This is a genomic window from Streptomyces sp. NPDC005799, from assembly GCF_040630525.1.
Taxonomy (GTDB): domain Bacteria; phylum Actinomycetota; class Actinomycetes; order Streptomycetales; family Streptomycetaceae; genus Streptomyces; species Streptomyces griseorubiginosus_B.
The window spans coordinates 68,951-94,237 of the sequence record NZ_JBEXXQ010000032.1; the positions used below are offsets into that span (position 1 = coordinate 68,951).

Annotated in this window: 27 protein-coding genes; 11 read left to right on the plus strand and 16 right to left on the minus strand. The window is 71.6% G+C overall.

From position 1 onward, the window contains the following. Positions 1-46 precede the first annotated feature (46 nt). Both ABZ453_RS28900 and ABZ453_RS28905 read right to left on the minus strand, forming a co-directional pair. On the minus strand, positions 47-259 hold the full coding sequence (locus tag ABZ453_RS28900) for an acyl-CoA carboxylase subunit epsilon (protein ID WP_359019233.1): 213 nt from the start codon (positions 257-259) through the stop codon (positions 47-49). Positions 260-267: 8 nt separating this feature from the next. Next, the gene (locus ABZ453_RS28905) at positions 268-1,812 is read right to left on the minus strand and encodes an acyl-CoA carboxylase subunit beta (protein ID WP_359019324.1); all 1,545 of its coding nucleotides are present in this window, start codon (positions 1,810-1,812) and stop codon (positions 268-270) included. Positions 1,813-2,098: 286 nt separating this feature from the next. On the opposite strand from ABZ453_RS28905, the gene ABZ453_RS28910 reads away from it, so the two are divergent. After that, on the plus strand, positions 2,099-3,046 hold the full coding sequence (locus ABZ453_RS28910; RefSeq protein ID WP_359019235.1) for an ACP S-malonyltransferase: 948 nt from the start codon (positions 2,099-2,101) through the stop codon (positions 3,044-3,046). Positions 3,047-3,152: 106 nt separating this feature from the next. Continuing rightward, a complete protein-coding gene (locus ABZ453_RS28915) occupies positions 3,153-3,740 on the plus strand; it encodes a hypothetical protein (RefSeq protein ID WP_359019237.1) in 588 nt (195 codons plus the stop codon). Here the strand turns inward: ABZ453_RS28915 and ABZ453_RS28920 are convergent. Together ABZ453_RS28920 and ABZ453_RS28925 are read right to left on the minus strand one after the other, a co-directional pair. After that, positions 3,728-4,705, minus strand: a complete 978-nt coding sequence (locus ABZ453_RS28920) for a hypothetical protein (RefSeq protein WP_359019239.1) — start codon at positions 4,703-4,705, stop codon at positions 3,728-3,730. The genes ABZ453_RS28915 and ABZ453_RS28920 overlap by 13 nt on opposite strands. Before the next feature lie 240 nt (positions 4,706-4,945). Beyond that, positions 4,946-6,331, minus strand: coding sequence for a glutamate decarboxylase (locus ABZ453_RS28925; protein ID WP_359019326.1), 1,386 nt, complete (start codon positions 6,329-6,331; stop codon positions 4,946-4,948). Between the two features lie 171 nt (positions 6,332-6,502). Between ABZ453_RS28925 and ABZ453_RS28930 the strand changes: the two genes are divergently transcribed. The 7 genes from ABZ453_RS28930 to ABZ453_RS28960 all read left to right on the plus strand — a co-directional run bounded on the left by ABZ453_RS28930 (position 6,503) and on the right by ABZ453_RS28960 (position 12,218). Next, positions 6,503-7,105 (plus strand): hypothetical protein, encoded by a 603-nt coding sequence (locus ABZ453_RS28930; protein ID WP_359019241.1) that lies wholly within the window; start codon positions 6,503-6,505, stop codon positions 7,103-7,105. Continuing rightward, entirely contained in the window at positions 7,102-7,947 is an 846-nt protein-coding gene (locus ABZ453_RS28935) for a hypothetical protein (protein WP_359019243.1), read from the plus strand. The genes ABZ453_RS28930 and ABZ453_RS28935 overlap by 4 nt, the downstream gene beginning before the upstream one ends. Positions 7,948-8,149: 202 nt before the next feature. Then, on the plus strand, positions 8,150-8,908 hold the full coding sequence (locus ABZ453_RS28940) for a DUF4232 domain-containing protein (RefSeq protein WP_359019245.1): 759 nt from the start codon (positions 8,150-8,152) through the stop codon (positions 8,906-8,908). Between the two features lie 54 nt (positions 8,909-8,962). Then, positions 8,963-9,097 (plus strand): hypothetical protein, encoded by a 135-nt coding sequence (locus ABZ453_RS28945; RefSeq protein ID WP_356771578.1) that lies wholly within the window; start codon positions 8,963-8,965, stop codon positions 9,095-9,097. A 99-nt stretch (positions 9,098-9,196) separates the two neighbouring features. Continuing rightward, complete coding sequence (locus ABZ453_RS28950; RefSeq protein WP_359019247.1) at positions 9,197-9,859, plus strand: hypothetical protein; 663 nt, start codon at positions 9,197-9,199, stop codon at positions 9,857-9,859. A 370-nt stretch (positions 9,860-10,229) separates the two neighbouring features. Next, entirely contained in the window at positions 10,230-11,510 is a 1,281-nt protein-coding gene (gene dacB, locus ABZ453_RS28955) for a D-alanyl-D-alanine carboxypeptidase/D-alanyl-D-alanine-endopeptidase (RefSeq protein ID WP_359019328.1), read from the plus strand. Between the two features lie 123 nt (positions 11,511-11,633). After that, on the plus strand, positions 11,634-12,218 hold the full coding sequence (locus ABZ453_RS28960; RefSeq protein WP_359019249.1) for a TerD family protein: 585 nt from the start codon (positions 11,634-11,636) through the stop codon (positions 12,216-12,218). A gap of 100 nt (positions 12,219-12,318) precedes the next feature. Here the strand turns inward: ABZ453_RS28960 and ABZ453_RS28965 are convergent, their stop codons facing one another. The 3 genes from ABZ453_RS28965 to ABZ453_RS28975 form a co-directional block, all read right to left on the minus strand. Then, positions 12,319-13,020 (minus strand): hypothetical protein, encoded by a 702-nt coding sequence (locus tag ABZ453_RS28965; protein ID WP_359019250.1) that lies wholly within the window; start codon positions 13,018-13,020, stop codon positions 12,319-12,321. 136 nt (positions 13,021-13,156) lie between these two features. Then, positions 13,157-13,942, minus strand: coding sequence for a hypothetical protein (locus ABZ453_RS28970; protein ID WP_359019252.1), 786 nt, complete (start codon positions 13,940-13,942; stop codon positions 13,157-13,159). After that, the gene (locus tag ABZ453_RS28975) at positions 13,932-14,477 is read right to left on the minus strand and encodes an RNA polymerase sigma factor (RefSeq protein WP_359019254.1); all 546 of its coding nucleotides are present in this window, start codon (positions 14,475-14,477) and stop codon (positions 13,932-13,934) included. Before ABZ453_RS28975 ends, ABZ453_RS28970 begins: the two co-directional genes overlap by 11 nt. Positions 14,478-14,584: 107 nt before the next feature. Here ABZ453_RS28975 and ABZ453_RS28980 point away from each other — a divergent pair, with 107 nt between their 5' ends. Then, positions 14,585-15,490, plus strand: a complete 906-nt coding sequence (locus ABZ453_RS28980) for a serine/threonine-protein kinase (RefSeq protein WP_359019256.1) — start codon at positions 14,585-14,587, stop codon at positions 15,488-15,490. 178 nt (positions 15,491-15,668) lie between these two features. After that, positions 15,669-16,367, plus strand: a complete 699-nt coding sequence (locus tag ABZ453_RS28985; RefSeq protein ID WP_359019258.1) for a hypothetical protein — start codon at positions 15,669-15,671, stop codon at positions 16,365-16,367. Between the two features lie 224 nt (positions 16,368-16,591). On the opposite strand, the gene ABZ453_RS28990 is transcribed toward ABZ453_RS28985, so the two are convergent. The 9 genes from ABZ453_RS28990 to ABZ453_RS29030 form a co-directional block, all read right to left on the minus strand. Next, complete coding sequence (locus tag ABZ453_RS28990; RefSeq protein WP_359019260.1) at positions 16,592-18,079, minus strand: DEAD/DEAH box helicase; 1,488 nt, start codon at positions 18,077-18,079, stop codon at positions 16,592-16,594. A gap of 179 nt (positions 18,080-18,258) precedes the next feature. Then, on the minus strand, positions 18,259-18,462 hold the full coding sequence (locus ABZ453_RS28995; RefSeq protein ID WP_359019262.1) for a cold-shock protein: 204 nt from the start codon (positions 18,460-18,462) through the stop codon (positions 18,259-18,261). Positions 18,463-18,740: 278 nt separating this feature from the next. Then, positions 18,741-19,157, minus strand: coding sequence for an ATP-binding protein (locus tag ABZ453_RS29000; protein WP_359019265.1), 417 nt, complete (start codon positions 19,155-19,157; stop codon positions 18,741-18,743). Between the two features lie 223 nt (positions 19,158-19,380). Continuing rightward, positions 19,381-20,526 carry an MSMEG_0565 family glycosyltransferase gene (locus ABZ453_RS29005; protein ID WP_359019267.1) on the minus strand — a complete coding sequence of 382 codons (1,146 nt, stop codon included), beginning with the start codon at positions 20,524-20,526 and terminating at the stop codon, positions 19,381-19,383. After that, complete coding sequence (locus ABZ453_RS29010; protein ID WP_359019269.1) at positions 20,523-21,359, minus strand: carbon-nitrogen hydrolase family protein; 837 nt, start codon at positions 21,357-21,359, stop codon at positions 20,523-20,525. The genes ABZ453_RS29005 and ABZ453_RS29010 overlap by 4 nt, the downstream gene beginning before the upstream one ends. Beyond that, positions 21,356-22,207, minus strand: coding sequence for a carbon-nitrogen hydrolase family protein (locus tag ABZ453_RS29015; protein WP_359019271.1), 852 nt, complete (start codon positions 22,205-22,207; stop codon positions 21,356-21,358). Before ABZ453_RS29015 ends, ABZ453_RS29010 begins: the two co-directional genes overlap by 4 nt. Next, positions 22,204-23,643, minus strand: a complete 1,440-nt coding sequence (locus ABZ453_RS29020) for an MSMEG_0567/sll0787 family protein (protein ID WP_359019273.1) — start codon at positions 23,641-23,643, stop codon at positions 22,204-22,206. Before ABZ453_RS29020 ends, ABZ453_RS29015 begins: the two co-directional genes overlap by 4 nt. Then, positions 23,640-24,731 carry an MSMEG_0568 family radical SAM protein gene (locus tag ABZ453_RS29025; RefSeq protein WP_359019275.1) on the minus strand — a complete coding sequence of 364 codons (1,092 nt, stop codon included), beginning with the start codon at positions 24,729-24,731 and terminating at the stop codon, positions 23,640-23,642. Before ABZ453_RS29025 ends, ABZ453_RS29020 begins: the two co-directional genes overlap by 4 nt. Before the next feature lie 10 nt (positions 24,732-24,741). Next, on the minus strand, positions 24,742-25,272 hold the full coding sequence (locus tag ABZ453_RS29030; RefSeq protein WP_059193510.1) for an MSMEG_0572/Sll0783 family nitrogen starvation response protein: 531 nt from the start codon (positions 25,270-25,272) through the stop codon (positions 24,742-24,744). Positions 25,273-25,287 lie beyond the last annotated feature (15 nt).

A 25,287-nucleotide genomic window follows, 5' to 3' on the forward strand; every position in this document is an offset into this window, starting at 1 on the left:
GATTTCATGGTCCAGGGGGGTGGCAAAGCGCTCACTAAAAGCGAACTCAAGGGGCTGCCCGCCGGGCCACCCAGGCGAGCGGACCGCAATAGCCGTTGCCGGCCAGGTCCCAGCTCGCGCGAGGGGCGCGGGGCTCGGCGGCAGTGCCGTCGGCGGCCTCGGCGCGAGCCCGCAGAATGCTCAACACGGCCACCAGGGCGCCCAGTTCGTCGGGCGTGGGGTCGCCGCGCACCACACGGAAGGCGGCCTCGCGCAACACGTCGGCGTTCACAGCGGGGTGATCCCGTGCTTGCGCTGCGGCAGCGCCCGGTGCTTGGTGCGCAGCATGGCCAGCGAACGGGCCAGCACGGCGCGCGTCTCACCCGGTTCGACCACGTCGTCGACCAGACCGCGTTCCGCCGCGTAGTACGGGTGCATCAGCTCCGTCCGGTACTCCTCGACCATCCGCTCGCGCATCGCCGCGGGGTCCTCGGCGTCGGCGATCTGCCGCCGGAAGATGACGCCGGCCGCGCCCTCGGCGCCCATCACCGCCACCTCGTTGGTGGGCCAGGCGAAGGACAGGTCCGCGCCGACCGAGCGGGAGTCCATGACGATGTAGGCACCGCCGTACGCCTTGCGCAGGATCAGCTGGATGCGGGGGACGGTGGCGTTGCAGTACGCGTACAGCAGCTTGGCGCCGTGCCGGATGATCCCGTTGTGCTCCTGGTCCACGCCGGGCAGGAAGCCGGGCACGTCCAGCATGGTGACCAGCGGGATGTTGAAGGCGTCGCACAGGGACACGAACCGGGCGGCCTTCTCGCTGGCCCTGATGTCCAGCACTCCGGCGCTGGCGAGGGGCTGGTTGGCGACGACACCGACCACGTGCCCGTCGATCCGGGCCAGCGCGCACACCACGTTGCCGGCCCAGGAGGGGTGCGTCTCGAAGTACTCGCCGTGGTCGACGATCTCCTCGATGACCTCCCGTACGTCGTAGCCGCGCGTGGGATCGGACGGTACGAGGTCGGCGAGCCGGTCGGTGCGCCGGTCCGCCGGGTCGTCGCAGGGCAGCGCGGGCGCGGCCTGCCGGTTGTTGGAGGGCAGATAGGACAGCAGGTACCGTACGTCCTCCAGACAACTCGCCTCGTCGTCGTAGGCGAACGCGGCCACCCCGGACACCGAGGCGTGCACGTCGGCGCCGCCCAGTTCGTCCATGCTCACCCGCTCACCGGTGACCGCCCGCACGACGTCCGGGCCGGTGATGAACATCTGCGACACGCCCCGGACCATGAAGGTGAAGTCGGTCAGCGCCGGCGAGTAGGCCGCGCCGCCGGCGCACGGGCCGAGGATCACGCTGATCTGCGGGATGACGCCCGAGGCGCGGGCGTTGCGGCTGAAGATGCCGCCGTATCCGGCGAGCGCGGTCACCCCTTCCTGGATGCGGGCGCCGGCGCCGTCGCAGAGGCTCACCAGCGGGGCGCCGGACGCCTCCGCCAGGTCCATCAGCTTGTGGATCTTCGCCGCGTGCGACTCGCCGAGGGCGCCGCCGAAGATGCGGAAGTCGTGCGCGTAGACGAAGACCTGACGGCCCTCGACGGTGCCCCAGCCGGTGACGACACCGTCGGTGTGCGGCCGCTTGTGCTCCAGGCCGAATCCGGTCGCGCGGTGCCGGCGCAGCGGCTCCAGCTCGGTGAACGACCCCTCGTCCAGCAGGAGTCCGATCCGCTCGCGGGCGGTGAGCTTGCCGCGGGCGTGCTGCGCCTCGGTGGCGCGCTGCCCGGGACCGGCCTGCACCCCGGCCCGCAGCCGGCGCAGCTCCTCCACCCGCACATGCATGCTGTCGGGACGCTCGGGCGCCGACTCGGCAGGCGGCACCGGGCTGTGCGCCGGGGGTTTCTCGACCACGGTGGTCATGCCTTGTCCTCCCATCCGGACGCCCTCGGGAAGGCCGCCCGCAGACAGGGTTCGGGGCCCCGGACAATGCCTGACTCAAGACGTGAAAAAGCCGCCCGCCTCTTTTCCGTGCCTTGAGCGAAAAGCGAGGAGAACGCGGGCCGGAACTTGAGCGGCCTCCTCGGACGATGTCCTGTGACCGTTCGTCGGAATCTCGAAGGGGCAGATCATGGTCGCGCACGTTGAGGGATCCACCGCCGGGCCGCGGTACGCCGTCCTGTTCCCCGGTCAGGGGGTGCAGCGCCCCGGTATGGGGGAGCCGTGGCGGGGGACGGAGTCCTGGGAACTCGTCGACTCCGTGTCCCGGGCGTCCGGCTTCGACGTCGCCGAACTGCTGCTGACGGCCGACCAGGAAACGCTGTCGCGCACCGACCACGCGCAGATCTCGGTGTTCACCGCCTCCCTGCTGGCCTGGTCGGAGTTCCGCCGGCAGGATCCGTCCGCCGGGGTGGTGGCCCTCGCCGGGCACAGCCTCGGGGAGTACACGGCGCTGGTGGCCGCCGGGGTGCTGTCGGTGACGGACGGCGCCCGGCTGGTGGGCGAGCGGGGCCGAGCCATGGCCGAGGCGGCCCGGCAGCGGCCCGGGGCGATGGCCGCCGTGATGGGCGGCGACCTGCGGCAGGTCACGGAGCTGGTGGAGGAGGCCCGCCGGGACGGCTGCGAGTTGTGGGTGGCCAACCACAACAGTCCCCAGCAGACGGTGATCGCCGGCAGTCGTACGGCCGTGGAGGCCACCGCAGGCCGGGCGGCCGGGGCCGGCCTGCGCTACAGCGTCCTGCCGGTCACCGCCGCCTGCCACAGCCCGTACATGGAGCCCGCCGGCGCGCCCCTGCGCCGGGCCCTGGACCTGACGGACTTCACGGCCGGCACGCTCCCCGTGGTGGCCAACGTCGACGCCCGCGCCCACCGGGGAGGCGAGCACTGGGGCGACCTGTGCGCCCGCCAGCTCGTCGGCCCGGTGCGCTGGGCGGACACCCTCCACGTCCTGCACGAGGAACGGGGCGCCACCGCGTTCCTCGACATCGGCCCCGGCGCGACCCTCGCCGCCCTGACCCGACGCGTCCTGCCGGAGGTCCCCTCCCACCGCTTCAGGACGCCTGTGCCGCAGTCGGCCTGACCGGGAGCGGTGAGCGTGCGCACGGTTGCACGGCTGTTGCCCGGCAACCGTCGCGGCGGGGCGGTCGTGTGGTTGAACATGAGGTGTGCGATTCGACTCCGTTCCCATGCCGGCGAGCGTCGAGGCCAGGCCTCGTGACAGCCGTGGCTATCCGGTCCCCGCCATCACCCCGTGGGAGGGCGAGGAGCCCCAGTTCGCACTCACCGACCACGGGCGCAGCGCCGAGTGCGCACGGCGGCGTCTGTGCTCGGTGTGCGACACGCTGATTCCCAAGGGCCCGGTGTGGCGAGTGGTCGGCGCCGTCGAGAGCTCCGCGATCCGTGAGGCGCTCGCGGCCGGGCGGCCGTACCGCAACATGGCGGCGACGCTGGAGGCTCCGGGGCACCGCGCGTGCATGCTCTACGCCTCGATGGTCTGCCCGTACCTGGCCCGCCCCAACGCCCGGCGGGGGCTGAGCGCACAGACCCCGGACGACATGACCGAGCATGTCGTCCGGGGCGCCGTCCGTGGTGAGCTGGGTGCCGTGGTGGGGTTCGCCGACTACGAGTTCGCCGTCACCCCTTCCCGGGTCCTGTTCCGCTTCCTCGACGTGGTCGAGTACCTGCCGCATGACACGGCCGATCAGCACCTGGAGGAGCTGCGGGCCGAACTCGCCCGCTCGGCAGGCCGGTCGGGCGGCGGTCAGCCGCGGTAGGCCGGCAGGCCGGTGTGCGTGCTGGCCTTGACCGGCTTGCCGAAACCGTGGGCGGTCCTGGTCACCGTGTAGGTGCCGGTGGGGGTGCGGAAGGCGATGGTCTTGCCGTTCGGTGACCAGGCGGGCTCGGTGTAGTCGGTGGTGGCGTGCGGGGTGATGTCCTTGGCGGCGTTGGTGCCGGCGCCCAGGTCGTCGACGAAGAGATGGTCGTGGCCGCCGACGGAGCGCACGAAGACGACCTCCTCCTCGCCGGGGGAGAGCGCGGGCTCGGAGCCCTTGGCCAGCGCACCGCCCTGCTGACGCAGGTAGTCGTCGCGGATGTAGACCTCGCCGGTGTGGGTGTTCTCGTAGACGGACGTGCCGTACGACCCGCCGGCGTTGGGCCAGGTGTTGTTCGTCTGCGGGAGGCCGCCCTCGCCCGGTTCGCCGTTCAGGCCGAGCTTCGCCGGCTTGCCGTGATCGCTGGTGGCCTTGACGCGCTCGAGTACGGTGCTGCCGTGGATCTTGGCGGAGAAGATGATGTTGTTCTTCGCGGGGATGCCGTTCGTCCGGTCCGCCGCGGCGACCTGCCAGGTGGGGTGGGACCAGGTCTGTCCGCCCGGGTGGACGGCGACGGTCACCCGGTGGCTGCCATCGGGGTCGGAGACGACCAGGTTGCCGTGACCGTCGATGAAGGCGGCCTTGGTGCCGCTCGGGTTCCAGGCCAGGTCACGGACGACCGTGCCGAAGTCGATCGACCTGCCGCCGATCACGACGTGCCGGGTGCCGTCACTGATGGTGAGACCCCTGGGCACGCTGAGGGTGTGGGTCGACGCGGCCGCGGCGACCATCGCGGCGCTGCCCCTGGCCTCGCGGCCGGAGGACTCGGCGGCCATCGCGGTGGCGGCCGCGCCGCTCAGGGCGAGCAGTGCGGCGACCCCCGCGGTGACGAGGGCTGTGGAGCTGCGGCGGTTACGAGCGGACATCGGTTCCCCCAGGAATGTGAACGACGCTGCGGCGACGGACGCGCGGGAACCGCCCGCCGCCCCCGGGACCGGGACGGTCCGCTCGGCTTGCCGCTCTGCGCGATGGCAGAAGTCTCCCCCCGGGGCATGACGGAGCTGTGCGCCCGCCGTCACAGCTGTGCAATAACGGGTCGGATGAGCTGAGGAAACATGACGGACCCCGGGCCATCGGCCCGGGGTCCGTGCTTCCGGCGGCAGCGGTCAGTGGTGGAAGCCGACGCGCGCGGAGTCGTGCGGGTGCCCCTTGTCGAGGCGCTCGATCGCCCGGCGCATGTCCTCGGCCAGGAGTTCGATCTCGTCACGGTCCACGCCATGGCGCACGAGCACGCGCTGGATGACGGTCTCCTGACGGTCGGGCGGCAGCGGGTACGACGGGACCTGCCAGCCGCGCATACGCAGCTGGTCGGACAGGTCGTACAGGCTCCAGCCCACCGAGGCCGGGTCGGTCAGCGTCCAGGAGACGGCCGGGAGCGCCCCGGCGCCGTCGTAGAGCAGCGTGAAGGGGCCCATGCCGGCGACCTGGCGGGCGAAGTGCTGCGCCGTGTCGGCGCAGGCCTGGTACACGAGCCGGTACCCCTCGCGGCCCAGGCGCAGGAACATGTAGTACTGGGCGACGACCTGGCCGCCGGGGCGGGAGAAGTTCAGGGCGAGCGTGGGCATGTCGCCGCCGAGGTAGTCGACGTGGAAGACCAGGTCCCCGGGCAGGGCCGCCTTGTCGCGCCACAGGGCCCAGCCCACGCCGAGCGGGGCCATGCCGTACTTGTGCCCGGAGGCGTTGATGGAGGCGACCCGGGGCAGGCGGAAGTCCCATTCCAGGTCGGGGTGGAGGAAGGGGGCGATGAAACCGCCGGACGCCGCGTCGATGTGCAGGGGAACGTCGAGGCCCTTCTCCTGCTGCATACGGTCGAGTTCGGCCGCGATCTCCGCGACGGGTTCGTAGGTGCAGGTGTAGGTCACTCCGAGGATCGCCACGACGCCGATCGTGTTCTCGTCGACGTACTCGCGCAGCTGATGGGCCTGCAGGCCGGTCGCGCCCGGCTCCACCGGCACCTGGCGCAGCTCCACGTCGAAGTAGCGGGCGAACTTCTCCCAGCACACCTGCACCGGCCCGCACACCAGGTTCGGCCGGTCGGTGGGCAGACCGGCGGCCCGACGGCGCTCGCGCCAGCGCCATTTCAGGGCCAGACCGCAGAGCATGGCGGCCTCGCTGGAGCCGGTGGTGGAGCATCCCACGGCGGGCTCGGTCCCCTCATCGCGACCGGGCGCGTGCCACAGGTCGGCGAGGATGTTGACGCACCGGGACTCGATCTCCGCCGTCTGCGGGTACTCGTCCTTGTCGACGATGTTCTTGTCGAGGCACAGGTCCATCAGGCGCCGGACCTCGTCGTCGGTCCAGGTGGTGCAGAAGGTCGCGAGGTTTTGCGCCGCGTTGCCGTCGAGGAGCAGTTCGCCGCGCAGCAGCTGGAAGACGACGTGCGGCAGGGCCGGCAGCTCCGGCATGGCCCGTTTGCTCAGGGGCTGCTCGCTGATCGGTGACGTGAAGATGTCGGCGGCCGGGTCGACGGCCCTTTCCTGAGTGTTGTGCAGAGCCACCGATCGCACCTCTCGCGTTGTCCTGCCAGGTCTCTTCGGAGGCTACGAGCGACACCGGAGGCCCGACACCGGACGTACTCCACCCGTGGACCGCCCCCGGAGAAACCACCGATGGAACCAATCGAACTGATCGAACTGACCCTTATGTGTGCTTAGCTCCGCTTCATGAGCGACGCACGCGACGAGCAGGAGCCGAGACCTCCGTCCTGGCGGGCACTGATCACCGGACTGCCGATCGCCCTCATCATGACCACGATCATGGTCACCACGTATGTGTCGGCCCAGCGCGAGGTGGTGACCCGCGACCTCCCCGGTCAGATGCCGGCCTTCCACGAACAGGCCGCCAGGGCCGCGGGCACGCACCTCGGCGTGGTCCCCGGCATCGCGGTGTGCGTCCTCCTCGTGGCCGGCTGTCTGGGCTCCACCCTCGCCATGCAGCGCACCGGTGCCGCGGCCGCCCGCCGCCTCCTCAGCCTCACCTGTTACGCGATCATCGCCTCCCTGCTCACCGTCGTCATCGTCGTCTTCTTCGGCAACCCCGCCACCGGCGGAGTCAACGGCACCGCCTGTCTGCCGGCCTTCTGGCAGTACCTCCACGGCAACGCCGTCACCCAGCCGCTCGTCGTGCTGAGCGTGTACGTCGTCGTCGGCGCCGCGCTCGTCGTCATGGCCACCTACGGCCGGCTCATGTGGTGGCGCGGCGGCAAGCGGCGCCACCCGATCAGTCCCGAGGAAGAGGGCGGCATCGCCGCCCTCCCGCCCGCATGACGTCCACCGACCAACGCGCGGAGGGCGCCGGGCCGTTCACCACCCGGCTCACCTGGCAGCCGCCCGGCGGCGGCACCGCCGTCTGGGAGTCACGGCCCGCCCGGCGCCGCGGCACCATCGCGGTCCGGCCGTCCGGCGCACCGGCCGGCCGCGAGATCAAGGGTGACGCTCTCGCACTCGGCCGGCTGCGCAGGCTCAACGCCGTCGCCGCGACCGCTTTCATCATCGGCGGCGCGCTCTTCGCGGCCGGTGCGGGTGTGGCGCAGTTCGGCTCCGGCGACGCCACCACCTGCGCCTCGATCTACTTCGCCGGCGGCCTGTTCTTCAACACCGGCGGATACGTCTCCCTGCTCCAGGTCGTCAACGCCCCCCGGCACGTGCCCGGCGGCGAAGGGCGCCTGGTCACCCGCCACTGGCGCTGGTGGAGCTACGAGCCGGGGCGGGTGGACTGGCTGAGCGCGTTCGTCCTCTTCGCCGGCACGCTGGTGTTCGCCGTGGACCTGCTGGACTCCTTCCTCAGGGGGCTGAGCGTCCAGCAGATCAACCGGCTGGTCTGGGCCCCGGACATGATCGGCTGTGTGCTGTTCCTGATCTCCGGCCACCTCGCCTTCGTCGAGATCTGCCACCGCGGCCGGCCCTGCCTGCGACGCCGCAGCCTCGGCTGGTGGATCGTCGCCGTGAACCAGCTCGGCTCCGCCCTCTTCATGGTCTCGGCGATCGTCGCCTACACCCGCCCGGCCACCGGCAGTCTGATCAACGCCGGCATCGCCGACTGGGGCACCCTCCTCGGCGCCGCGTGCTTCTCCGCGGCCGGCGTTCTGCAGCTGGGCGAACGCCCCTGAGAGCCCCCGGGCACCCGTTCCCGGCAGTCCCCACGTCCCATTCACCCGTTCCAGGGCACGCGCGTTTGCCCTGCTCATCCCGCGTTTCGGCATTCCAGCGTCCCCAACTCCCGGCCGGACGTGGCGGTTGGGACGGATCACCTCACAAGCTTCGGTCATCCAGTCACCACCGCCACCCGAAACACCGAAGGGGCACAGCGACATGACCGCTCTCCGTACCTCCCGCACCCGTCTCGCAGCCGTCGCCGCGACCACCGTTCTCGCCGCGCTCTCCCTGACCGCGTGCAACGACGGAACGGGCGCCCACGACGAGGGCGCGGCGACGACCACCTCCAGGAGCACCGCGACGGGGACGGCCTCGCCGGGCGCGGACTCCGGCTCCACGGGTTCGACGGGCACGACGACCTCCCAGGGCGCCACCGGCTCCACCGGCGCCTCAGGCTCCACGGGCTCCACGGGTGCCGGTTCGACCACCGGCGGTTCGAAGCAGACCGCGCGCACCTCCGCCCCGAAGGCGCCGGCCTCCTCCGGCAAGACGGTCACCTGCGAGGGGTCCAACACCAAGACGGTCGCGGCCCCGCTGAACCGCCCCGTGAACCACATGCTGCTCACCGTGACCAACACCGGCAGCAAGACCTGCTTCCTCTACGGCTACCCGAGCGTCCAGTTCACCGACGCCCAGTCCGAGCCGCCGGTCATCGACGCGTCACAGCCCCAGGCGGTCGTCACGCTCGAGCCGGGCCAGTCCGGATACGCGGCCGTCAGCCTGTCCGCCGCCGACGGCAGCGGCGGGAAGGGCCGCACCGCGAACTCCCTGACCGTCTACTTCTACGGCCGCTCCCTCTCCGGGAACGTCGGCGCCCCCGCCCACCCCGCACTGCCGGCCAAGGGCGTCCACATCGACGACTCGATCAAGGTGACGTACTGGCAGCAGTCGATGGACGACGCCGTCACCTGGTGACCGACCCCGAGCAGCCGTACGCCAGTCCACGCAACCGGAAGGCAGGCAACCCGCATGCGCAGCAGCACCCGCAGGATCTCCCGCTTCGTCACCGCCTACATCGGCGCGGCCTTCCAGGTCGTCGTCCTGGGCACCACCGGCCATGCGGCGACGGAGGCGGGGGTCCTCCGCCGCGACCACACGGCCTGATCGCCCCAAGACCCGCTCAAGAGCCGTGCCCCGCGCGGTAGGGCCGTGACCCGGTGGGGGAGTATCTGCTCAGTCATCGCCTGCCTCTGAGGGGTCGTCATGCCTTCCGTCCGCCGTCTCGTGCCGCCCGTCGTCCTCGCCTGTCTGCTGCTGGCCGGATGCAAGTCCCCCTCGCTCGGCACCTCGGCCCCGTCGGGGAGCGGCAGCCCCGCGGGGGGAGCGGCCGGTACGACCGGCTCGGGACGGGCGATAGCGGTGGGGGCGGGCCCCCAGAAGCACTACACCGTCCAGCGGCAACCGGCGCCGGGCACCTGCCACTACCGCTACGAGCACGGGGAGCCGCTGGAGGACCCCAAGTGCACCCCGGGCGCGATATCCCCGGCCGTCACGCAGGCGAACCTCAAGTCGACGATATGCCGCAAGGGCGGATACACCTCGGGCGTGCGGCCCTCCGCGTACGTCACCGGCAAGGAGAAGAAGCTCAACGCCGCCTCCTACGACTACACCGGCGGCCTGTCGGAGGGCGAGTACGACCACCTCATAAGCCTCCAGCTCGGCGGCGACCCCAACGACCCCCGCAACCTCTGGGTCGAACCGGCCGACCCCCACCACAAGGCGAGCCAGGGGATCAACAACAAGAAGGACCCGGTGGAGACCAAACTCCACACCGCGGTCTGCGCCGGCCGGATCACCCTCGCCGCCGCCCAGCAGGCGATAGTCACCGACTGGACCACCGCCCTCAGCCGCCTCCACCTTCAGTGACCGGACCGGCCTGAACAGCGGCCGCCGGCGCCGTGTAGGCCGGACGGCGGCGAAGGCGGGCGCGGTGTTCCCGGGCGGCCGGAGCGGCGGTTGGCCGCCGCCACCGCCCCCGCCGACCCGTCTCGGGCCGCGAGGCGCCTCAGCCGTGGTGGCCCTCCGACGGTGATGCAGCCCGCCGCTGGTGGCGTGGCGTCCGTCACCCATGAGATTCACCGAAAACTCGGCCGTGGTTTTCGCCGACCGGATAGCTTGCGCTTTCAACGTCCCTTCTCCGGTTCGTCGTTCGAACCAGCATCGAGGTATCCCCCACATGCCCCGAATCACCTCGTCCATCGACGCTTCCGGCGGCCGTCACCGCAAGCCCAGAGCCATGAGCCCGTCGGTCCGCCGAGCACTCCTGGCCGCGGCGACCGCCCCGATCGCGGGGTCGATCCTGGCCGGTCCGTCCGCCTTCGCCGCCGACAAGGCCGTGCCCAGGGCGACCGCGACCGAACTCGACCCCGCCGAGCAGAAGATCGCGGACAACCTCAACACCCGTACCGTGGACGCACGTCTGGGCAGCACGCTCAGCGGTGTCGTGATCGACGCCGAGTCCGACAAGGTGGTCTGGGGGCACGACGCCACGACCGCGCTGATGCCCGCGTCCAACACCAAGCTCGCCACCTCCACCGCCGCGCTGACGGTGCTCGGCCCCGACCACCGGTTCACCACCAAGGTGGTCTACGGCGACGGCACGCTCACCCTGGTCGGCGGCGGCGACCGTACCCTGACCACCGGTGATCTGCAGGCCCTGGCGAAGACCGCGGTCGCGGGACTGAAGAGCGCGGGCCTCACGTCGGTGAAGGTCAAGGTCGACGACAGCCTCTTCCCCGAGCCCACGCTCGCCAACGGCTGGAACTCCGGCTACTACCCGGACGAGGTCGCGCCGGTACGGGCCCTGGTGGTGGACGGACACGCCGTCATGGACACCTCGCTGGACGCGGGCCACGTCTTCGCGGGCCTCCTCACCCAGCAGGGAGTCACCGTCACCGGAGACGTCACCCACGGTGTGGCCGGGCCGGGGGACGTCCCCGTGGCCCAGCACCGGTCCGGGAAGCTGTCCGGGATCGTGGAGCACATGCTCAAGGTGAGCGACAACAACATCGCCGAGACGCTGCTGCGGATGACCGCGCTCGGCGCCGGCCGCCAGGCCACCTTCGACAACGGTGCCGCGGTCGTACGGGACGTGCTCAGCCGGCGGTACGGCGTCTCACTGGAGAACTTCGAGATGTACGACGGCAGTGGGCTCTCCCGCGCCACCCGGATCCCGGCACGGACCCTGGCCGACATCCTCGACCTGACCACCGACCCCCGCTACGGCCACACCCTGCGGTACATCGCTGAGGGACTGCCCGTCGCGGGCGAGGCGGGCGCCACCCTCGGCCCCGAGTGGGGAAGGTTCGACACGGCGGACTCCAAGTGCGCTGTGGGAAAGGTCAGCGCCAAGACCGGCACCCTCACCGGTGCCATCGCGCTGAGCGGCATGACGAAGGCGCAGGACGGGCGCCTGAAGATCTTCTCCTTCGTCGAGAACGGCTCCACCGCCAACCCCGGCGACATCAAGGACGCCCTGGACGGCCTCGCCGCGACCGTCAACGGCTGCTGGGCCTGACCCCGGGGCCCCGAAACAGCCGAGCGCGTGCCTCCGCGCACTTCGGGCCCGATACGCGGAACCACGAAGGCGCCGGGCACACTCTGCGTGTTGTAGTCCCTTCGACACGAGGATGCGCCATCCATGATCACGCTCACCAAGGAAGACGGCCCGGCAGACCTGGACGGAGTGACCCATCTGTCCATCGGCGTCTCCTGGGATCCCACCGCCGGCAGCAGCGGCGGAGTACTGGGCAAGCTGCGCCGCAAGAGCGGCACCGACCTCGACCTGATCGCCATCGCCCTGCAGGGCGGGGACCCGGTGCGCCTCGCGGGCCTGGACTCGCTCGACCCCATGGGCAACGGCTCGTTGGTCCACAGCGGCGACAACCAGACCGGGCACGGCGACGGCGACGACGAAACGGTGACCGTCGAGTTCGCGCGGATCCCGCCCAACATCACGTCGATCGTGTTCGTCGCCGCCGCGTACAAGAAGGGGAGCTCCTTCCAGAAGGCGCGCAACATCAGCTTCAAGGTCTACGACGCGACCGGGGGCAGCTCGCAACAGGTCGCCGACATCTGGCCGAGTCTGCTCACCCAGGACAACGGCTGCGCCGTGGCCAAGGCGGTGCGGACCGGGGGCAGTTGGAAGCTCGAAGTGATCAACACGACGGGCAAGATCAAGCAGGGCGACGAGCACTCCCTGATGCGTTTCGCCGTCAGCAAGTAGGACGGCCGACAGGCTGTACGTGCGGTCGGTGCGGTCGGTGCGGTCGGTGTCGGCGTCGGTGCGGGCCGGCCACCAGGACGCGGGCCGCCGCGCAGGCGGATCAGTCGCTCAGCCGGTTGATGGCAGCCGCCGCGATGCCTTCCATGTAGCCGGCGTCATCGCTGGGCTGGCCGGAGAGTTCGACGATGCCGACCCTGTTGCCGCTGCGGATCACCGCGACACCACCGGCGACCTTGCCGTTGCCGCCGTAGGCCGGGTACCAGCTGCCCTTGCCGCCCCTCACGGTGATCGCATGCGCCGTGCCGTAGTACCAGTGACCCGCCGGCTCGTCCTGGCAGCCGCGCACCAGCTTGTTGAGCTGCCGCTCGTAGGACACCGCCGACGTGCCGGTGGAAGAGGCGGTCACGGACTCGGTCAGCGAGGTGCCCTTGCTGTCGAAGGCCCAGGCGACCTCGGCATAGGCGACACCCTTCCCCCTGGTCAGCGTTCGCATCGTCTCCTCGCCGGAGCACGCCGAGAGGGCTTGCTTCCCGGTCAGGCCCACCCTCGCGCCGACCGGCGACAGACCCGACTGGAAGAAGTCCTCACTCTGCATCAGGTCGCCGGAGCCGAGCCCGGGTTCGGCGACAGCGGCGGCAGGCGCGGCCGCCGACCGGTTCGGAGCACCGCTGCCGACGCCCGCGGCGGCGGGATGCGTGCCGATGACGAGCGCGATCAGGGCGGCACCGGCGGTGGCTGCCACTCCTGCCGTACGACCGCGACGCGAGAACCTCTTGCCGGCTGCTTGGTGGTGGTCGAACATCTCATCTCCTGTCTGGTGGCGACGCGGTTCGCGTCGTCGTACACCTGGGAGATGCGGCGGGTCCGCGAGATGTTGGATGGAAATCCACGGCGAGCGATGTGATCCAGGTCACTTCTGCGGGTGGGCTCGGGCGGTCTCAGAGCCGGGTCACGGCCGCCCGGACGATCCGTGTCATCGCGGCCGTGTCGAGGCAGACCTCGACCTCCAGGACACCGTAGTGAGAGCCGTTGCGCAGTATGGCGATGCCGCCGCACGGCTCCTTGCCCCGTGGCGCTGTCCCCCTGCTGTTCAGGTCGCCGTCGTACATGCCCATCCAGCTCGCGGTGATGTCCGCGGCGACGTCGATCGTGTGCGTCGGCCCGTAGACCCAGTGGGTGGCCACCTCGCTCTGGCACGGCACTTCCTCCAGCAGCAGGCGCTCGGCGTAGTTCCGGGCCAGCGCCCGGCTTCCGGCGTCGTCGGCGACTTCGAACGCGACCTCGTCCTTGATGTTCGCCGCCTTGCTGGCGCCGTCGTCGCCCGTGTCCTTGCCCGTGTCCTTGAGCGTCACCAAGTCGCGGAAGTGCGCGTCGTACGACCCCAGGGTCTGGCCGAGTGTCCTCTCACCGGTGCAGACGGCGTTGGCGTAGTAGCCGTCTCCCACACGATCGCGCACGTGGATGCGCTGGGAGACCCCGGCCTCCCTGAAGTCGGCGCCCGTCACCAGGTGCCGGTTCGTCATGGGACCGCTCGCGGGCTTCGGTGCCGTGGAGCGGGCCCCCTGCGAGGACGCCGCGGCGGTGGTCGTCGTCGCCGACGGGCGGGCCGGAGCGGAGCGACCGGGCAGCACGAACCGGCCCGTCAACAGGCCGAGCCCGACGGCCGCCGTCATGATGACGGCGATCGTCCGGGTCCGCACGGCGGCGGATGTCTCAGCAGCCACTGCTGAGGCGGTCCCGCATGAAGCGACGAGCCTGATGGATACGGTCCTTGACCGTACCGAGGGGAGCGTCGGTGATCTCGGCGACCTGGAGATAGGTCAGGTCTCCCAGATCGCGCAGCACGAAGGATTCCACCAGGGCCGGATGCCGCTCCTCGAGCGCGGCCAGCGAGTCCATCAGGTCCAGGCGGGTCCCCGCGATGACGCTCGTCGTGCGGGGGTCGGCACCGTCGGGAAGGACCGCGTGGCTGTCCTCCGCGCGTCGGCGCATCGAGCGGTACGTCGACCTGGCGGCGTTCGAGGCGATCACCGTCACCCACCCGAGGAACGAGCCCCGCCCGCTGTACTCGTGCAGATGGGTGCTGATGGACAGCAGGGCGTCCTGCGCGGCCTCCTCGGCGTCGGCGTGGTGCGGAAGAAACCTGGAGCAGCGCCGCATGACCGTCGGGCGAAGCCTGACGAGAAGGCGTTCCAGGGACGCCCGGTCACCTGCCTGGGCGGACGCCACGAGCTGGGTCAGTTCATCCTGGTCGATCATCCTGCTGTCCCCCGTTCACGCATGACCATGGACTCCACTGACCTGGACTCCCCCTGGACACACCGCAGTTCCCGGTCCTCCCGGCGCCTCGGGCAGAATGTCGCCGCATGCGGAAGCTAGGTCGTTACCACCTGGAGGAAAGACTCGGAGCCGGTTCGTTCGCGACCGTCTGGAGAGCGTACGATCCCGAACTCGACACCGATGTCGCGGTCAAGGTGCTGGCCGACAACTGGGCGTCGAACGCCGATGTACGGCAACGGTTCCTGGCCGAGGCGAGGCTGCTCCGAAGGATCTCCAGCCCACGTGTCGTACGAGTTCACGACGTGGGCGTGCAGGACGACCGGCCGTATTTCGTCATGGACCACGTCCGGGGCGGCACGCTGGCCGAGAAGGTCGGACACTGCCGGCCCGCGGAGGCACTCCGTCTGGCGGCCGAGGCCGGATACGCGGTTCAGGTGCTCCATGACGCGGGCGTCGTCCACCGTGACATCAAGCCGTCCAACCTCCTGCTCGACGTCGGCCGCACGCCCGCCGCCGTACTCGTCGCGGATCTGGGCAGCGCGAAGCAACTGGCTGACGCGTCGGGGCTGACCGTCACCACGGGCACCCCCGCGTACATGGCACCCGAACAGGCCCTCCAGGCCGGCGGGTTCGACGGCCGGGCCGACGTGTACGCCCTCGGTGTCGTCGCCTACGAACTGCTGACCGGGCGCAAGCCGTTCGGTCCGGGCGGCCGCACCACCCTTGCGACGGCCCGGACACCACCGCCGCCGCCGACCGTTCCCCGCGGACTCGGGGTCCCGAACGCCATCGACACCCTCCTCCGCGCCGCACTGTCCGCAGAACCCGAGAACCGACCACGCACCGCACAGTCATTCGCGGACGCGCTGCTGTCACAGGGGGAGGAGGAGCAGCCACCGGCCGGGTCCCCAGGACCGACCCCCCTGGTGGTCTGTCTTGCGGCGGTCGCCGTGTTCCTGGTGACAACGGCGCTGACCTGGTGGGCCCGCTGATCACGGATGCCGCCCCAGGGGGTCCTGCCAGGTGGATGTGCCCTCTCGCCGGCCACGTCGGCGGGCGTAGGCTCAAAGGCACCGAGGGCACCTCGTGTGCCGGCTCACGCGCCGGTGCCGTTCTCGGCGAACGACGACGCCGGACCGGACCCGTCCGGACCCGGAGCAGGGTTCGCCCATGACCGTGAACACGCCGGACCGCCCGGAGACCTCCCACCCGGCGACACCGGGCCGGCGACCAGCGCGTCCCGGGGCGCCGCCGGAGCGGCGCCGGCAGGGGGCCTCACCCGAGCAGGGCGAGTTCGTCCGTCCGCTGACCCGGTGCCAGATCGACGACCGCATGCTGGAGCTCGGCGAGCTGTACGCGAACACCTCTTCCCACCGGGTGCGGGCCTCTGACGCCTCGGGCCGGGGCCGGTCCGCCGCGTTCCGGCGACGGCTCGCGGGCCACATGCGGCGACCCGGGTTCGAGCTGCTCGTGGCGGAGACCGCCGGCCCCTCGGGCGGCATCGGCCTCACGGCGTGCGCCTACGGTTTCCCCGTGCGGTGCGACCGGCCCTGGTGGGACGGCCTCGACGGGTGGTACCTCCCGGAGGGCCTGCTCCGCGTCGCCGCCTTCGGCAGGCTCTTCGCGATCGCCGACATTCTCGTGGAGCGACGGGTACGCACCCAGGACCAGAGCCGCGAGTGGAACCTCGCCCGGCGGCTGCAGAGGCGGCTGCTGAGCGATCACGCGGCCGAGCTCGGTGTCACGCTGGTCGACCGTGACAACGCGGACACGCTCGAGGCACTGCTGTCCTGGGGCTGGCGCTGTCTGACGGTCGAGGCCCGCGAGGCGTCGCGACTCGCTCCCGGCCGCCTTCTGGTGCTCCGCTGACCGGCGACCGGCGGGCTCCTGTCGGGCTTGCGTGGGCGTTCCGCGCCAGGCGTCCTGGGCCGCTGGCACAGGCGGGGAAGCGGCCGAGTACCCCGCCGTCCAGCATGACGAGTTTCCATGCCGCGGCTGCTGTCACAACTGCCTCCTGCGGCAGGGGCGGATTCTCTGAGCGCGACGGCTTTGCGCGGGCGGCCCGTGGCCACCGGCGACCCACCGGCGACATGTCATGCCGCGCGGCGCTTCCCCGCGGACCGGCCCCGGGCGGTGCGCCCCCGTCGGCTCCTGGCCGCGGCCGACCCGCTGGACGCGGCCCGGCGAGCAGGCTCCGCGGCCGGCGCGGTGACGACGACCGGCACGCCGGACGGGGCCTTGGCGCCGGTGATGCGGCTCAGTTCCGCCTCTCCCGAGCGCACCGCGGTGATCGTCGGGTTGATGCCGGCCGCGGCCATCAGCCGGCCCATGTCCCGGCGTTGGCCGGGAGTGACCAGGGTGACGACGCGGCCGGACGCGCCGGCGCGGGCCGTACGGCCGCCGCGGTGCAGGTAATCCTTGTGGTCGCCGGGCGGATCCACGTTGACCACCAGGTCGAGGTCGTCGATGTGGATGCCGCGCGCCGCGACATTGGTCGCCACCAGCGCCGTCACCTGCCCGCTCTTGAACTGCGCGAGGGTCCGGGTGCGCTGCGGCTGGGACCTGCCGCCGTGCAGGGCGGCGGCGCGGACACCGCTGCCGAGGAGGTGCTTGGTCAGCCGGTCCACCGCGTGCTTGGTGTCCAGGAACATGATCACCTGGCCGTCCCGTGCCGCGATCTCGGTCGTCGTGCGGTGCTTGTCCGCCTCGTGCACATGAAGGACGTGGTGCTCCATCGTGGTGACGGCACCCGCCGACGGGTCGACGGAGTGGACCACCGGGTCGGTCAGGTAGCGGCGGACCAGCTTGTCGACGTTGCGGTCCAGGGTGGCCGAGAACAGCATCCGTTGCCCTCCGGGACGCACCTGGTCGAGCAGGGCGGTGACCTGGGGCATGAACCCCATGTCGGTCATCTGGTCCGCCTCGTCCAGGACCGTGACGGCGACGTCGCGCAGTCGGCAGTCACCGCGGTCGATGAGGTCCTTGAGCCGCCCCGGCGTCGCGACGACGATCTCGGCCCCGGCCCGCAGCGCGCTCGCCTGCCTGCCGATCGACATCCCGCCGACCACGGTGGCCAGCCGCAGCCCTACGGCGCGGGCGTACGGGGTGAGCGCGTCGGTGACCTGCTGGGCGAGTTCGCGGGTGGGTACCAGGATCAGGGCAAGCGGCTGCCGCGGTTCGGCTCGGCGGCCCGCCGTTCGGGCCAGCACGGGGAGTCCGAAGGCGAGGGTCTTGCCGGAACCCGTACGGCCACGACCGAGAACGTCACGGCCGGCCAGGGAGTTCGGCAGGGTGGCCGCCTGGATCGGGAACGGCACGCTCACGCCTTCGTGGCCGAGCGCGGCCAACAGCGGTGCCGGCATGGCGAGTTCGGCGAACGACTCGACGGCGGGCAGTGCGGGCTCGATCGTCTTGGGCAGCGTGAACTCGCCGCGGGGCGCGGCCTGTCGGCTGTCCGGGCCCTTGGGACGGCGCCGGGCGCCGGAGCGGTTCGCGGTGGAGCCCTCGAAGCGGTCGTAAGGGCGGGTGGCGCGCGTGGATCGCTGGGTGCCTTGAGCGCGTGAAACGCGTGTTCTGTTCATGTGGAATCTTCCTCGATGCGGGCGCGTATCAAGGAATTCCCGCAGCATGATGAACAGCGCAGAGAATCGCGAGAACGAGCCGGAAAGCGACAGGGGTGACTCCCCCTGAAAATGAAGCGAGCTGAGGCCCGCACCCCAAGGTGCGGGCCCCAGCTGCGAAGTATGCGTAGGTGCCGTGGTCAGGCCGGAACGATGTTCTCGGCGGTCAGGCCCTTCTGGCCCTGAGCGATGTCGAACGCCACCTTCTGGCCTTCCTGCAGCTCGCGGAAGCCCTGGGTGGCGATGTTCGAGTAGTGGGCGAAGACGTCGGCGCCGCCGCCGTCCTGCGCGATGAAGCCGAAGCCCTTTTCGGCGTTGAACCACTTCACAGTGCCGGTAGCCATGTCATTTCTCCTTCGGAAACGGTGCTCGGAGTTCGCCTTGTGCGTCCTCCGTGTCGCCGTGATGATCAGCCCGTCGGAAAAATGAACCTTTTGGCAACCACAACTGCAACCTGCCTCAACAGTAGCACGGCGCACGGTCACTGCCGCGAAAATAATTCCGCTCCGCCGGATGGAGGGGGGAATATTCCCGCTCCCGTACCTGATTCTCTCTTCGAGCCGACGGATATGTGCCTCACCGCCGGTCCGGACCCGCCCGCGGACCGGGCCGGTCAGGCCGGTCACAGGGCCAGAACCGCGCGCACTCTGTTGCCGCCCCCGGCCACCCGATCGATGTCGAAGCGCTGTGCCAGGCACCGCACCATGGCGAGGCCGCGCCCGCTCTCGCCCCAGGTCGTCAGCGGCCGAACGCCGGGCCGGCCGGGGCTGCCGTCGTAGACCTCGACGGTCACCTGTGTGTCCGACACGTGCAGGCGCAGGCGGCAGCTGCCGCCGTGCCGCGTGGCGTTGGTGACCAGCTCGGAGACGATGAGGGTCGCGTCACCGATGTGCTCGGCGCCGAGCCCCGCCGTCCGCCCGTCGTGCCGGGCGAGGAACTGCGAGGTCAACTTCCGCGCCCTGCGGGCCGATTCGGCCTCGTCGGGCAGCACGTACTCGACGCGTGCGGAACGCCGATGGGTACGCCGACGCGTACGCATGGCGGATCACTCCCCTCCCGGGCCACCCGACCACCCTGGCCGTGGCCGCTCACCGGGCCGCGGCGCTTCCCACCCGGCCGGGCCTGCCCGGTGCTGATGCCCGGTACCGGTGATCGCCAACCGGAAACGGGTGAGCCGGGTGTCGCCGGCGGGCCACGGCGCCGCGCCGCGGAGGTCACCGCGGAACAGGTACCTTCACCCTGAGGTGGTTGTCAGGGGCGGCTCACACCGTTGTGCGCGTACGCGAACTCCCGATGGTGTCCTGTCCGGGGTCCTCTGGGCTCCTCAGCCGAGAGCCGTAGAACGCCAGGTGGCGTTCCGCGGCGGTGGCCCAGGTGTGGCGGGCGGCGAGTCGGCGGCCCCGCGCCCGCCGTGCGGCGGTGTCGTCCGTGAGCGCGGCGCCGAGCTCGGCGGCCAGGTCCTGGTGGGTGGTCGCGAAACGGGCGGCGCTGTCGAACACCTCGCGCAGTACGGGCAGATCGCGTACGACCAGCGGAACTCCCGCGGCGAGTGCCTCCATCGCGGCGAGCCCGAAGCCCTCCTTGACGGAGGGGAAGGCGAAAGCGGAGGCGGCGGCCACCAGGGGCGGCAGTTCGTCATCGGCGACCTGGCCCAACACGATCGGCTCGACGCGGAGCTCGGCTGCGCGTGCCTCCCAGCGGGCTCGGTAGTCGCGGTAGTCGAAGAGGGTCTCGCCGCCCGCGATCACCAGCCGTACGTCCGGGTGTGCGGAGCGCAGCAGGGCGTACGCCTCCAGCAGGTCCAGCGAGCCCTTGCGGGGTTCGATGCCGCCGACGGTGAGGACGTAACGGCCCAGCCGGGCACGCCAGTTCGCGCGGGCGGCCGGCTCGGTGGTGGCGAAACGGTCGTAGGCCACTCCATTGGGGACGACCGCCGCCTTGATGCCCCAGCCGTCGGCCAGTTCCGTGGCGACGGCCGCCGACACGCAGATGTGCGCGTACGGCTCGACGATGGCCCGCTCGTGGCAGGCGGCCAGTTCGGGGGTGGTGAAGTGGTCGATGTGGTGGACCGTGCGGATGCAGCGGCCACCGACCGCGTTGGCGCTGATGCAGTCCTGGGCGTGGACGATGTCGTACGCCGCCGCGAAGGGCTCGAAGGCCGTGCCCAGGACGGCGATGGAGCGCAGGATCCGTTCGCCGACGGACTCCTCGGGCGGGCCGTCCGGGAACGGCACGATCCGCAGCCGTACGGCGGGGTCGACCGGCCGGAAGAAGCCCGCGTCTCCGCCGCGGCCCAGCGTCCACACCGTGACGTCCTGCCCGGCTGCGGCGAACGCCTCGGCGAGGGCGAGGGTGTGGACGACGCCGCCGCGCGGCTTGGTGGAGTAGCTCAGCAGAGCGATCTTCACGACGGGTTCTCCCGGTAGGCGTCGGGCCGGCGTTCGTCGAGGTGGCGCAGGATGCGGCGGGCGCGGTCGACCTCCTCGGCGACGTCGATCTCGGCGACCGCGAGGCCGGCCTTGGACCAGGTGCGGGCGAGGATGTCACCGCCCGGGCCGACCACTTTGGACTGGCCGAGGAACCGCATGCCCCCCATGGCGCCGGTCTGGTTGGAGGAGGCGAGGACGACCTGGTTCTCGGCGGCGCGGGCCTGGTCGTACAGGTCGAAGAGCTTGGCCTGGCGGTCCTGGGCCATGCGCGGGGCGCGGTTGGTGATGGACGTGGGCCAGGCGGAGAGGCAGGCGAGGATCTCAGCGCCGTCCAACGCCAGAGAACGGGCCGACTCGGGGAACGTCTTGTCGTAGTCGATGAGCATGCCGACGCGGCCGACGGGGGTGTCGAAGGCGTCGAAGCGGTCACCGGGCGCGTAGGCGGCGACCTCGCCGGCCGGCAGATGGACCTTGCGGTGGCGGCCGAGGACACCGTCGCCGCTGACGCAGACCGCGGCGTTGTAGCGCTCGTCGCCGCCGTCCTCGCAGTAGCCGAGGCAGACCACCATGTCGGCGGCCAGTCGGGCTACCTGGAGGATCAGCGGGTCGTCCGGCTTCAGGGCCGGCGGCAGGGCCTCGGGGTCGGGGTGGCGCAGGTCGGCGAGGTAGCCGCCGAGCGCGGCGTCGGGCAGGACCAGCAGACCGGCGCCGGAGACACGCGCGTCGTCGATGAGTTTGGCGATGCGGGCCAGGTCGAACTCCAGGTCGCGGCCGAAGTGGGCGGCCGCGGCCGCGATCCGGATCGTGCTCATGCGGTGACTGCTCCCGTGGAAAGGTCGTAGGTCTCGGGTCGCCGGTCGCGCAGGTGCCCCATCGACCGGCGGGCGGTGTCCAGAGCCTGTACGACGTCGAGTTCGGCGACGGCGATGCCTGCTGTGACCCCGGTGTCGGCGAGGATCTCGCCACCGGGGTCGACGACCTTGGCGCTGCCGACGAAGCGTAGCGACCCGAACGTGCCCGCCTGGTTGGCCGACAGCCACACGATCTGGTTCTCCAGCGCACGGGCCCGGTCGAACAGGTCGAAGCGGCGTTTCCAGCGGTCCTCTTCGAGGCTGGCGGCCGCGTTCGTACGGGATCCCGGCCACGCGGAGACACAGACCCCGATCGCGGCGCCGTCGAGCGCGAGCGCGCGGGCGGACTCCGGGAACGCCTTGTCGTAGCAGATCATCATGCCGATCCGGCCGACCGGGGTGTCGAAGGCGTGGAAGCGGTCCCCGGAGGAGTAGCTCGCGTCCTCGCTGAGCGGCTGGTGGACCTTGCGGTGGTTGCCGAGGACGCCGTCGCCGGTGACGCAGACGACACTGTTGTAGCGGGCCTCCCCGGCCGCTTCGCAGTACCCGGCGACGACCGTCATCTCCCCGGCCAGGGAAGCCAGTCGGCGGATCTCGGGGCCGTCGAGGGCGAGCGCGGGCGGGCCCTCGTCGAGTTCGGCGCGGTCGTCGAGGCTGAGCAGATACCCGCCGAGGCACGCCTCGGGCAGCGCCAGCAGGCGTACGCCCTCCTCCCGGGCTTCCTTGATCAGCCGTTCGGCGATCTGGAAGTCCTCCTCCAGGTCGCGGCCGAACTCGGCGGCGACGGCGGCCATACGCAGGGTGGTCATGCGGTCCCCATCCCGGTCACGGTGGACATGACCGCTTCGGTGATCTCTCCGTCGGGCCAGCGCAGCCCGACGCCTTCTCCTTCGATGAGCTCCCCGCACACCGCACCCGTGGCGGGTCCGGCGGGCAGGGGCGGTGCGCCCGGCTCGTCGGCCGTGAGCATCGCGAAGCCCGGGAAACAGGTGAACCAGTCGCCCACGGTCGCACCCCCCGGCCGGGGCACGGCGGCCACGTCGAGCACCGCCCTGCAGCCGCCCGCCTCGGCGAGCATGCCGAGGGTGCCGGCGATGCCCGCCATCGACACGTCCTTGGCGGCGGCGGGCCGCGCGGCGGCCACCGCGCCGGTCATGGTGCGCAGTTCGTCCCCACGGCGGTGGCTGGTCGAGTCCCACTGGCGGCCCCGGTAGCCCGGGCGCCAGCGCCCGCCGAGGTCGGCGGTGAGCCGTAGGGCGTGCCCGGGGAGGCCGCCGCCACCGGGCACCGGCCGGTCCGTGCGGCCGAGCGCGGTCACCGACAGGGCGGCGGGGACGCCGAGCTGGGTGTGCCCGCCGAGCACCGGGATGTCGTACGCCTGTGCCGCCCGGGCCAGTCCGGCCAGGACCCGGGCGGCGTGCGCGGCGTCGCGAGCGCCCACCGCGTCCAGCAGCCCGAGCGGTGCGGCACCCATCGCCGCGAGGTCGTTGACGTTCACGAGGACCGCGCACCAGCCCGCCCACTCGGGGTCCCGCTCGACCATGGACGGCACGATCGCGTCGCACGCCGCGATCACGTCGGTGCCGGGGACGGGCGCGCCGTCGTCACCGACGAAGCCCCGGGGAGGTGCCAGCGCGGTGAGAAGCGGTCCGAGGGCGGACTTCGTGGCCGCCGCGAGGGTGGCGACGCGGCCGATCGGCCAGCGCATCAGGACGTGCGGCACGCCCGCGACCGTCGTGTCCCGCACCCGCTGCCAGCCGAGCCGCCGGAACAGCACCTCGTTGCGCGCCTGGACGGTCGCGTCGAACCGCAGCACGCCCTCCGCCTCGGCGCGGGCACAGGCGGCCCGGACGAGCGCGGCGCCGATGCCGTGCGGGCCGCGGGCCCGGCGGGCGACGACCAGGCGCCCGCCCTGCCACCAGCCGAGGTCGGGGCCGTCGTCGACCGGGCCGAGGCGCACCCCGCCGACCACGGCGTTCTCCGGGTCCTTCGCGACCAGGACGACGGTCCGGGGATCGGTGTCGCGGTCGTCCAGGTCGTGATGCGCGAAGAGCCCCTGCTCCTGGACGAAGGCGGCACGGCGCAGCTCCCGGTAGGCGGCCATGTCCGCCGTCCCGTCCGCCTCCTCGATGCGAAAGGCGGGCCGGCGGGCGAGCGTGCTGCGGTCGCCCAGCAGGGCCAGGATGTCCTGCGGATCGTCCACGGCCGGCGCGGCCACGGAACCGTCGAGGTTCACGGCGCTCACCCGCCCGCTGCCTGGAGCACGCTGCAGGCGCCGCAGGCCGCACAGCCGGCCTTCTGGTCGGCGCCGCTCATCCCGGCGGCACGCAGCTTCGCGGCGACGCCCTCGGTGACGTACGTCAGGAGTTCCGCGCGGGGTGCCCCGATGCCGTCGCGGGCGGCGAGGGTGCCGCTCATCGGGCGGAACGGGACGACGAACGGGTACACCCCCCGGTCGATCAGCCTGCCCGCCCCGGCGACGAGTTCGTCGGGATCCTCGCCCAGTCCGACGAGGAGGTAGGTGGAGACACGGTTCGGTCCGAAGACGCGCACCGCCTCGTCCCACGCGGCCTCGTACTCGGCCAGCGAGAGTGCCGACTTGCCGGGCATCCAGCGTCGGCGCACCTCGTCGTCGAGGGACTCGACGTGGATGCCGATGGCGGTGGCCCCGGCGTCGTGCAGGGCGCGGATCCAGGCGAGGTCGCCGGGCGGTTCGCACTGCACCTGGATCGGCAGACCGGGCACGGCCGACAGCACAGCCCGGACCGACCGTACGAGGGTGCGGGCGCCGCGGTCGGGTCCGGTGGTGGTGCCGGTGGTCATCACCATCTGCTTCACGCCGTCGAGCCGTACGGCGGCCCCGGCGACTTCGGCCAGCTGTGCCGGGGTCTTGGCGGCCACGGTGGCGCCCGAGCGCAGGGACTCCTCGATGGTGCAGAAGCGGCAGCGGTCGGACTCGGCGTAGCGGATGCAGGTCTGTACGACGGTGGTGGCCAGGACGTCCGAGCCGTGCAGGCGGGCGATCTGCTCGTAGCGGATGCCGTCGGCCGTGGTCAGGTCGTAGAACTTCGGTCGCCGGACGGGTGTGAAGGAGATTCCGGTGTCCTCGTCACCGAGCCACACCTTGCCGTCCCGCAGGGAGTAGGGACTGTGGGGGTTGAGCGGGAGCGCGGCGTTGGCACCGTCGACGAGGACGTGTCCGTCGTCGCTGGGCCCCGCGCCGTCCGGCCGCCGCACGGGCGCGTCCGACGCGACTCCGCGCAGGGCGAGTTCGGCGCGGGTCATGATCCGCACGTCCACCGCCGTACCGCTGTCACCGGTGCCAACGCTCACGTCGTACTCCCTACAGCTGGTAGGTGGAGTTGATGATGGCGCCCTTGCGCGCGTAGTGGATCAGCGCGTCCTGGACGTCGAGGGGGTGGGTGGGGATGACGCCCTCGATGAGGTCCTCCTCGCGGGCGCCGTGCAGGGAGAGACCGAAGCGGCAGCAGTAGACCTTGCCGCCCTCGGCGATGAACGTCTTGAGCTGGTTGTTGATGTTGTGCTCGCCGGGGAAGGCGGAGTTGCCCGTGGTCGGGAAGCCGCGGGTGGCGAGGCAGTTGAGCGAGCCGGGCCCGTAGAAGTAGATCGCGGTCTCGAAACCCTTGCGCAGGGCGCGGGTGGCCTGGAGGACGGCGACGAAGGAGACCGAGGACTCGTGGGCGATGCCGTGGACGAGGGTGAAGTAGGTCTCGCCGTTCTCGGCCTGGTAGTCGGGGAAGACCTTGGTGGAGCCGTAGATGCTGGTGCCCTCGGGGAGCGAGGGGTGCGGGATCTCGTCGAGGGACTTCTGCTCGACGTCGGAGAGTTCGGCGGTGACGACGGATTCGGACATGGCTGTCTCCTTGTG

Coding starts and splice junctions, on each gene's coding strand:
- ABZ453_RS28905 (WP_359019324.1), bottom strand. CDS start 1,812: ATGCATGTGCGGGTGGAGGAGCTGCGCCGGCTGCGGGCCGGGGTGCAG.
- ABZ453_RS28910 (WP_359019235.1), top strand. CDS start 2,099: ATGGTCGCGCACGTTGAGGGATCCACCGCCGGGCCGCGGTACGCCGTC.
- ABZ453_RS28915 (WP_359019237.1), top strand. CDS start 3,153: ATGCCGGCGAGCGTCGAGGCCAGGCCTCGTGACAGCCGTGGCTATCCG.
- ABZ453_RS28920 (WP_359019239.1), bottom strand. CDS start 4,705: ATGTCCGCTCGTAACCGCCGCAGCTCCACAGCCCTCGTCACCGCGGGG.
- ABZ453_RS28930 (WP_359019241.1), top strand. CDS start 6,503: ATGAGCGACGCACGCGACGAGCAGGAGCCGAGACCTCCGTCCTGGCGG.
- ABZ453_RS28935 (WP_359019243.1), top strand. CDS start 7,102: ATGACGTCCACCGACCAACGCGCGGAGGGCGCCGGGCCGTTCACCACC.
- ABZ453_RS28940 (WP_359019245.1), top strand. CDS start 8,150: ATGACCGCTCTCCGTACCTCCCGCACCCGTCTCGCAGCCGTCGCCGCG.
- ABZ453_RS28945 (WP_356771578.1), top strand. CDS start 8,963: ATGCGCAGCAGCACCCGCAGGATCTCCCGCTTCGTCACCGCCTACATC.
- ABZ453_RS28950 (WP_359019247.1), top strand. CDS start 9,197: ATGCCTTCCGTCCGCCGTCTCGTGCCGCCCGTCGTCCTCGCCTGTCTG.
- dacB (WP_359019328.1), top strand. CDS start 10,230: ATGAGCCCGTCGGTCCGCCGAGCACTCCTGGCCGCGGCGACCGCCCCG.
- ABZ453_RS28960 (WP_359019249.1), top strand. CDS start 11,634: ATGATCACGCTCACCAAGGAAGACGGCCCGGCAGACCTGGACGGAGTG.
- ABZ453_RS28965 (WP_359019250.1), bottom strand. CDS start 13,020: ATGTTCGACCACCACCAAGCAGCCGGCAAGAGGTTCTCGCGTCGCGGT.
- ABZ453_RS28975 (WP_359019254.1), bottom strand. CDS start 14,477: ATGATCGACCAGGATGAACTGACCCAGCTCGTGGCGTCCGCCCAGGCA.
- ABZ453_RS28980 (WP_359019256.1), top strand. CDS start 14,585: ATGCGGAAGCTAGGTCGTTACCACCTGGAGGAAAGACTCGGAGCCGGT.
- ABZ453_RS28985 (WP_359019258.1), top strand. CDS start 15,669: ATGACCGTGAACACGCCGGACCGCCCGGAGACCTCCCACCCGGCGACA.
- ABZ453_RS28990 (WP_359019260.1), bottom strand. CDS start 18,079: ATGAACAGAACACGCGTTTCACGCGCTCAAGGCACCCAGCGATCCACG.
- ABZ453_RS28995 (WP_359019262.1), bottom strand. CDS start 18,462: ATGGCTACCGGCACTGTGAAGTGGTTCAACGCCGAAAAGGGCTTCGGC.
- ABZ453_RS29000 (WP_359019265.1), bottom strand. CDS start 19,157: ATGCGTACGCGTCGGCGTACCCATCGGCGTTCCGCACGCGTCGAGTAC.
- ABZ453_RS29010 (WP_359019269.1), bottom strand. CDS start 21,359: ATGAGCACGATCCGGATCGCGGCCGCGGCCGCCCACTTCGGCCGCGAC.
- ABZ453_RS29015 (WP_359019271.1), bottom strand. CDS start 22,207: ATGACCACCCTGCGTATGGCCGCCGTCGCCGCCGAGTTCGGCCGCGAC.
- ABZ453_RS29030 (WP_059193510.1), bottom strand. CDS start 25,272: ATGTCCGAATCCGTCGTCACCGCCGAACTCTCCGACGTCGAGCAGAAG.